This is a genomic window from Subtercola boreus, assembly GCF_003399635.1.
In the GTDB taxonomy this organism is placed as follows: domain Bacteria; phylum Actinomycetota; class Actinomycetes; order Actinomycetales; family Microbacteriaceae; genus Subtercola; species Subtercola boreus_B.
This window is the reverse complement of sequence record NZ_NBXB01000076.1, coordinates 1-6,058: the sequence shown is the minus strand read 5'-3', so window position 1 is coordinate 6,058 and position 6,058 is coordinate 1. Positions and strand designations below refer to the sequence as shown.

General features: G+C 58.4%; 3 protein-coding genes. 1 reads left to right on the top strand and 2 read right to left on the bottom strand.

Translation table 11 applies throughout. The features are described 5' to 3' along the window. Positions 1-203: 203 nt before the first annotated feature. Positions 204-788, bottom strand: a complete 585-nt coding sequence (locus B7R22_RS18425; RefSeq protein WP_116413138.1) for a recombinase family protein — start codon at positions 786-788, stop codon at positions 204-206. A gap of 311 nt (positions 789-1,099) precedes the next feature. On the opposite strand from B7R22_RS18425, the gene B7R22_RS18420 reads away from it, so the two are divergent. Beyond that, positions 1,100-3,838 carry an nSTAND1 domain-containing NTPase gene (locus B7R22_RS18420; RefSeq protein WP_116413137.1) on the top strand — a complete coding sequence of 913 codons (2,739 nt, stop codon included), beginning with the start codon at positions 1,100-1,102 and terminating at the stop codon, positions 3,836-3,838. 139 nt (positions 3,839-3,977) lie between these two features. Here B7R22_RS18420 and B7R22_RS18415 read toward each other — a convergent pair whose 3' ends face one another. Continuing rightward, positions 3,978-5,981, bottom strand: a complete 2,004-nt coding sequence (locus B7R22_RS18415) for a P-loop NTPase fold protein (RefSeq protein ID WP_116413136.1) — start codon at positions 5,979-5,981, stop codon at positions 3,978-3,980. Between the last annotated feature and the right edge of the window lie 77 nt (positions 5,982-6,058).

The window sequence follows — 6,058 nt, the reverse complement described above, 5'->3', positions numbered from 1 at the left end:
CAGCCTCAAAGGCACCAGCTACCGGCTCCGAGGACACAAAACCCTCACCACTACGACAAACTAAACACACCACGTGGCACCGTTTTCAATCGGCAACATTGGTACCATTTTCGGTCGGCGTCAACAGTCAGGACTGCAGACGATTGACGTAGGGACTGCTGTCGGTTTAGTTGACTCCTACTTTCTAAGGCGTCTCACCATCATCAGGTAGGGCCGAGCCGCTTGATCCGCCGGTACAGCGTCGCTCTCGACATCCGGAGATCTCTAGCAACTTGCGCTGCCGGCTCCCCTGCGTCGATCAGACGGCGGGCGTTCAGGATCTGGCTGTCCGTGAACTCTTGCCGACGACCACCCAGGTCCTTACCGGCCGCCCTACGTTTAGTGACGCTGTCGGTGATACGTTCCCTCTTGATGTCGAGCTCCATCTGAGCCAGAGCTGCCATCACCGTAAACACCATTGAACCCATCGGCGTCCCCGTGTCCACGTTCCCACCCCCGAGGTTCAACACCCGAAGGCCCGCACCTTTCCCCCGGAGCATCTCCGGCAGAGCGAGCATGTTCTGCGTCGACCTACCCAGACGGTCAAGCGTCGTCACGACCAAGGTGTCACCGTCATGAAGCGCCTCAACTGCCCGGTCGAACTGGGGCCGGCTCGCTCTTGCACCACTCACCCCGTGATCGACGTAAAGGTCATCGCGACGCACCCCGGATGCGAGGAGGTCTTGTTCTTGCCGGTCAGTGTCCTGGTTCTTCGTCGACACCCGCGCATACCCGATTAGCCTGCCCACAAACCACTCCCTCACCTGTCCCGCAACCGTACTTCGCTGCACCGATTCTAGACGGAGGTTGAGACACATAGCTGCGAGATTTGGCCGCGCCAGGACAACCCCGGATCGACGCAAAAAGTGTGGCTATATAAGAGGTACGATTTCGGCTCCGATGAGACGTCTTGCAACTCAAGGGATGCAAGACTTCCCATGAGCCGCTTTGACCGGCTTATAGTCACATCTAGGCCCAGACCTTCGGCGCCCCACATATCGATATCGTTTTAAGGCGTAGTCCATAAAGCTCGCTGCGCGGACAATCGTCGAGGAGTTCCATGGAAAGCACAGTCGTCCGAGATCCGCTCGTGCTTGTTCTAGCGGATGGCGACAGTCAGGGAGCAATTAGCTACGCGCGCGGACACTTGTTTGAACAATTCGTGGCGAACTTGCTGCATTCACTTGGCTACGAAAAGCCCACGACGCTATCGCTCAACGTAACCTCCGCAGGGGTGGAGCTCGATCTATCCGTGCGCCATCAGCTGGATAAGGTCACAGCACTAGCCGAATGTAAGGCTTACACCTCTCCCGTGAAGTCTGACCAACTCGCCGCGTTCTACGGGAAGCTCAGTGCCACGCGATTGGACGAGGGTCACACGCGCGGATTATTTGTCGCAATTCCCAGACTCACGGGAGATGGGCACGAGCTCGCAAAGAAAATCTCATCGTTGGACAAATCATTCCAACTAATCACTGCAATCGACCTATGGGGCATACTCACCTCGCGCGGTGAGCTGGTACTGCCGGAGGCAACTGCCAGGCAGCTGACTGACGAAGCGTTGATCGTGCACAGTTCTGGCATCTACGCGGCTTGCCTCGAGATTGACAGCGCGACGAAGACCGCTGCGCGCGTTCTGATGCGCGCGAAATCGGGAGGGGTGCACCCTGAGGCGCTCCGACTCCTTTCCGAGAACCCGTATGCCCAGGGTTTGAACGTGCACGACGTGGCGGAGGGCAACAAGCCCGCCGTACCGCGCGCGCCCATCCCTGAACAGACAATTGTTGAGGTCAACGGAAGCCAGTCCGACTTCGAATATCAACTTCCTGCGTCTCCGAAGTTCTTTATCGGCAGGAGGACGGCACTAAGGACACTGTCGACGCAACTCGCCGCTGGGTCACGTCTCTTTGTTCTCAATGCTCAGTCGGGTTGGGGCAAGAGTTCGCTAGCACTGACATTTGCAGCGCAGGTGCGTAAGACAGGCGGCCATGCGCTCGTTATCGACGCGAGAACGGCTAACACCGCTGCATATGCCCCCAGTGTGCTGCGCCGCGCCGCAGAATCAGCGCAGTCCGCCGGCTTACTCACCTTGACGGCCTCTACCACCTGGGCATCGCTTCAGGGGGCAGTCAAGTCCTTGGAGGACGCGACGTGGAAAACTGGGCCAGGACAGCTCCTGGTTTTTTTTGACCAGTTTGAGAACGTTTTTAAGGATGAGGATCTCACTAGGACCTTCAGAGATCTCGCCCTACTTACGTTGGACTCTGGGAGTCGGCTGGTTATCGGGTTCGCTTGGAAAACCGATTTTGTGGGCTGGACCGAAAATCACCCGTATCAGCTTCGGGACGAGATACGGAGCAGCGCCTCTCTTGTCGCGCTTGAGCCTTTCGGACCAAGCGACGTCGACACTATCCTCAGTCGCCTGCAAAAAGAGGTGGGGTCGAAGCTATCGCGCGAAATACGTCAACGATTGCGGGAGTACAGCCAGGGACTGCCTTGGCTGCTAAAAAAGTTGTCTGGACACCTAATTCAAGAGTTCAAGGCCGGAAAGTCACAAGAGCAGCTGGTAGCCGAGGCACTCAACGTTGCCAACCTGTTCGAGAGCGATCTAGCTCATCTGAGCCCGTCTGAGCGAGAGACACTCAATTTTGTCGCGCGGTATGCGCCCGTCCAAGCAAGTGAAGTCACAGAGCGATTCAACGTTGGTGTTGTGCAATCGCTCCTTGACCAACGCCTAATCGTCCAGGTTGGCGAGAAGTTGGATACCTACTGGGATACGTTCCGCGATTACCTGAATACAGGCAGGGCGCCCATCGAAGACTCTTACATTCTGCGACAAACACCCGGGTCGGTAGCTCGTCTCCTCACGTACGTACTTTCGCGCGGCGGTGATGTATCCGTCACTGACGTCACCCACAGCTGGGAAACCAGCGAGAACGTTGTGTGGAACGTCGCGCGCGAACTCCGTCAGCTGGGACTAGCGCTGTACAAATCCAATCAGATACAACTCGCGCCCGAAATCATGGACGCGGACGACATCGAAGCTGAGGTGCGGCGGCGTGTTTCCGGGGCGCTGCGTCGCCATCGCGCGTTCAGCGTATTTACGGAACTGGCGGAGCGCGGGCAAAGCGCAGTGACCACCAGCCAGTTCGCGCACCAATTGGAATCAGTGTTTCCCGCTGTCGAGGTTGCTGGAAGCACGTGGCTAACGTACGCGCGCATATTCATCGCCTGGTTTGAGTACGCAGGCCTGTTAACTTTGGACGGTGCTGCCGCCCGGATGGCTGCCGATGGAGCACCTGGGAAGGGAACTCTTACTTCCACCTCGTCGGGACCGCGCACAAGCTCGGCCTTCCCGACAGTCACGCCCGGCCAAAGCCTGGCGATCCTTCGTGACCTCGCCAGTGGATCACAACACCTAGCCACATATGTGCGCCCAGCGGAGCGGCGCGCTCTCCAGCAACTTCTCATTCTTGGCGCTGTAAAAGTCGAGGCCGACGTGGTGTCAGTAGTCGACGGGCTAGTACACGACGGAGATATTGTCCAGCCGCAACTATTAGCCCTGCTCTCAACGGTACGTGGTGGGAAGGCCGCGCTCAATCTACTCAACGCGGAGCCGGCGACCGACCAGTTCGAGATTGGCCGAATTCTTCGAGACGAATATGGGGCCGCTTGGGTAGATTCGACAGTAAAAATGGCGGGTAAGTCGTTCCGGGCTTGGGCAAAGGCTGCCGGAGTTCGTGTGATACGCGGTAAGGGAGAATCCAATGATCACCCCACTGGCGTTGTGGTGACGTGAGGCGGCATCTTGGCTAACCTAAGAAATCCCCCGCTCTGCGAGACGTCTCTCAACCCATGGGTTTCGAGACCGCATTGAAGACCCGGCTCGCCCCTCACCCATACGGATCGGTGGCCGTCGACGAACCGATTGGGCCGCCTTAGTCCGCCTGATCCTGCGCCCGTTGTGTCTCAACAGCGGCTTCGGCGGCGAGCCGCTTCGCGTAGTCGAGTGCGAAGTCACGGATGTCCTCGTCGGGCGGGTACTCCGCCAGCTCATCATGCTCGATCTCGTCCCGGCTGCGTGATGGCGTTAGTCGCGGTGCGAGCTCCGCACGGATTCGATCGCCGAACGCAATGACGTAGAGATCTTGGCTGAACGTGATTTCGTAGTGGTATCCGCTGCCGACCCACTCGTTTACCGTACCGAAGGAGGCGACGCAGTCGGCAAACAGTTCAAGGTTGCCCTCCACCTGTACATCCAGAAGCCCGGCCACCCGGTCGCGTGCATCTGCGAACACGGCCAGATCGAAGAAAGTTCGGAGTCTCCGGCGGTCCAGCAGGACCTCTTCGAGGTGGTCGGTTATCGCATCCACGACGTAATCGACAAATTTTGGAGCCTGCTTCTTGACCGCCTGACGAGTCTGCGCGCTGCCGTTCAATTGATAGAGATAACCGAAGGCGCCATCTTCGCCAAAACTGTCGATCGCGCTCCGTGCGTCGAGAAGGTCGTCTTCAAGGCCGCTCAGCATCTCCCGTGCTGCCCAGCGGGAAAGCAGGCCCCTTGGGCGGTCGAAGGACGCACCACCAAGCGGTTGGGCATTCAGGCGCTCCTGAACGTATTCAATCGCGGCCGCACTGGAACGACTCTCTGAGCCTCTCCGACCGATTACTTTCTCAATGGCGAGCATGGCGCGATCGGGATTGCCGACATCGTCGATGACCGCTGCCAGCTCCCCGGCACGGGGCCGCATGGCTTCGCCAGCTATCAACTCGTCTACCGCCTGCGCGACGAGAACGTCGCTGACGTCGTCGTCTGCAAGTTGCGCAATGAAATAGCGCTCAAAGTACTTCGGGTCCGAGAAACCGTTGACGTGCGCGACGAAACTGCTTCGTAAGTTCGTCGGCACATCTTGGACGAGGAATCCGATCATAATGATCGCAGTTTGAGCGTTCCGTTCGTCGGCGAACTCCTTGATGCGCGCTTCCCAGCGCTTTCCGGTCGCGTCAGTTTCGTCCTCGAACTTCTTCCCTCTGGTGAGCTCGTCACGCCATTGAGGGAGGGTCGCCCACAGCGGATGGTGAAACACGCGGAGGTAGGTCACGGCTATGAAGTCGAGTACATCGATTTCGTCGAAGCTGACCAAGCCTGCGTAGCTGTTCACCTGCTCTTGGAAGCGGGCGAATGATCGCGGAGTACTCAGCCCGTCAAGCAGGATCGACATCAGGTCGAGGGCGCGCTGTTCACGGGTTTCGACCTGTTCGGCCGACATACGGATAGAAGATTTGTCCGCGCGCTCAAGCAGTGCTCTGACCGTGGTGTTCAGCAGCCGCCTTTTGTCGACCGATGCCATTGGCGGCACCTCGAACGGGTACTGAACAATCTTCTCCATGAAGGACGTCGTGCGCCCCGTGAAGCCCTGGTGGGCGAGGATCGACTCGATGGTGTCCTGGTCGTAAGCGAGCAGATAGTGAACGTTGTCGAACCTGCCCAGGAGCCTGATGACGCGAAGCAACGCCATGAGCTCCGCGGGGTCGAGCCTGTCAATGTCGTCGGCAACGATCAAGACTCTCTGGTTGCGTTCCGCGATCTTGTCAGCGAGATCCTGGAACGCCACGTTCCACGGTAGAGGCCGTTCTTTGAGAAATTCAATACCGACGTTCGCCGCTGACTGAGCGGCAGATCCGATCGGGCCCAATAGACCGAGGAACGGAAGGGCGACCCTTGAGTAGGAAAGGATGGCGTCTCGGACGCCTTTACCCCCATCGTCGTCGCCAAATGCGGAGGCCAAGGTGTTAAGAAATTCGGAAGTCAGGCTCGCAGCATCCATCGCCGACCACGGAGAGAAGTCCGCTATGACCCATTCGGGCGTTGTAAGTTCGCCGCGGATCATATTGAGTATTTGAGGCTTTGAGCCCCATTTGATCGTGTGGTTGGGCACCATCGATTGTGCGGGTCAGCACCAGTGGTGGCGTGGTTTCGGTACCACTGGTGCTGTCCCGCGGGTGTCAGGCCGTGGCG

Bases quoted from the DNA above. Each gene is read 5' to 3' on its own strand.
- B7R22_RS18415 (WP_116413136.1), bottom strand. From the start codon at position 5,981: ATGGTGCCCAACCACACGATCAAATGGGGCTCAAAGCCTCAAATACTC.
- B7R22_RS18420 (WP_116413137.1), top strand. From the start codon at position 1,100: ATGGAAAGCACAGTCGTCCGAGATCCGCTCGTGCTTGTTCTAGCGGAT.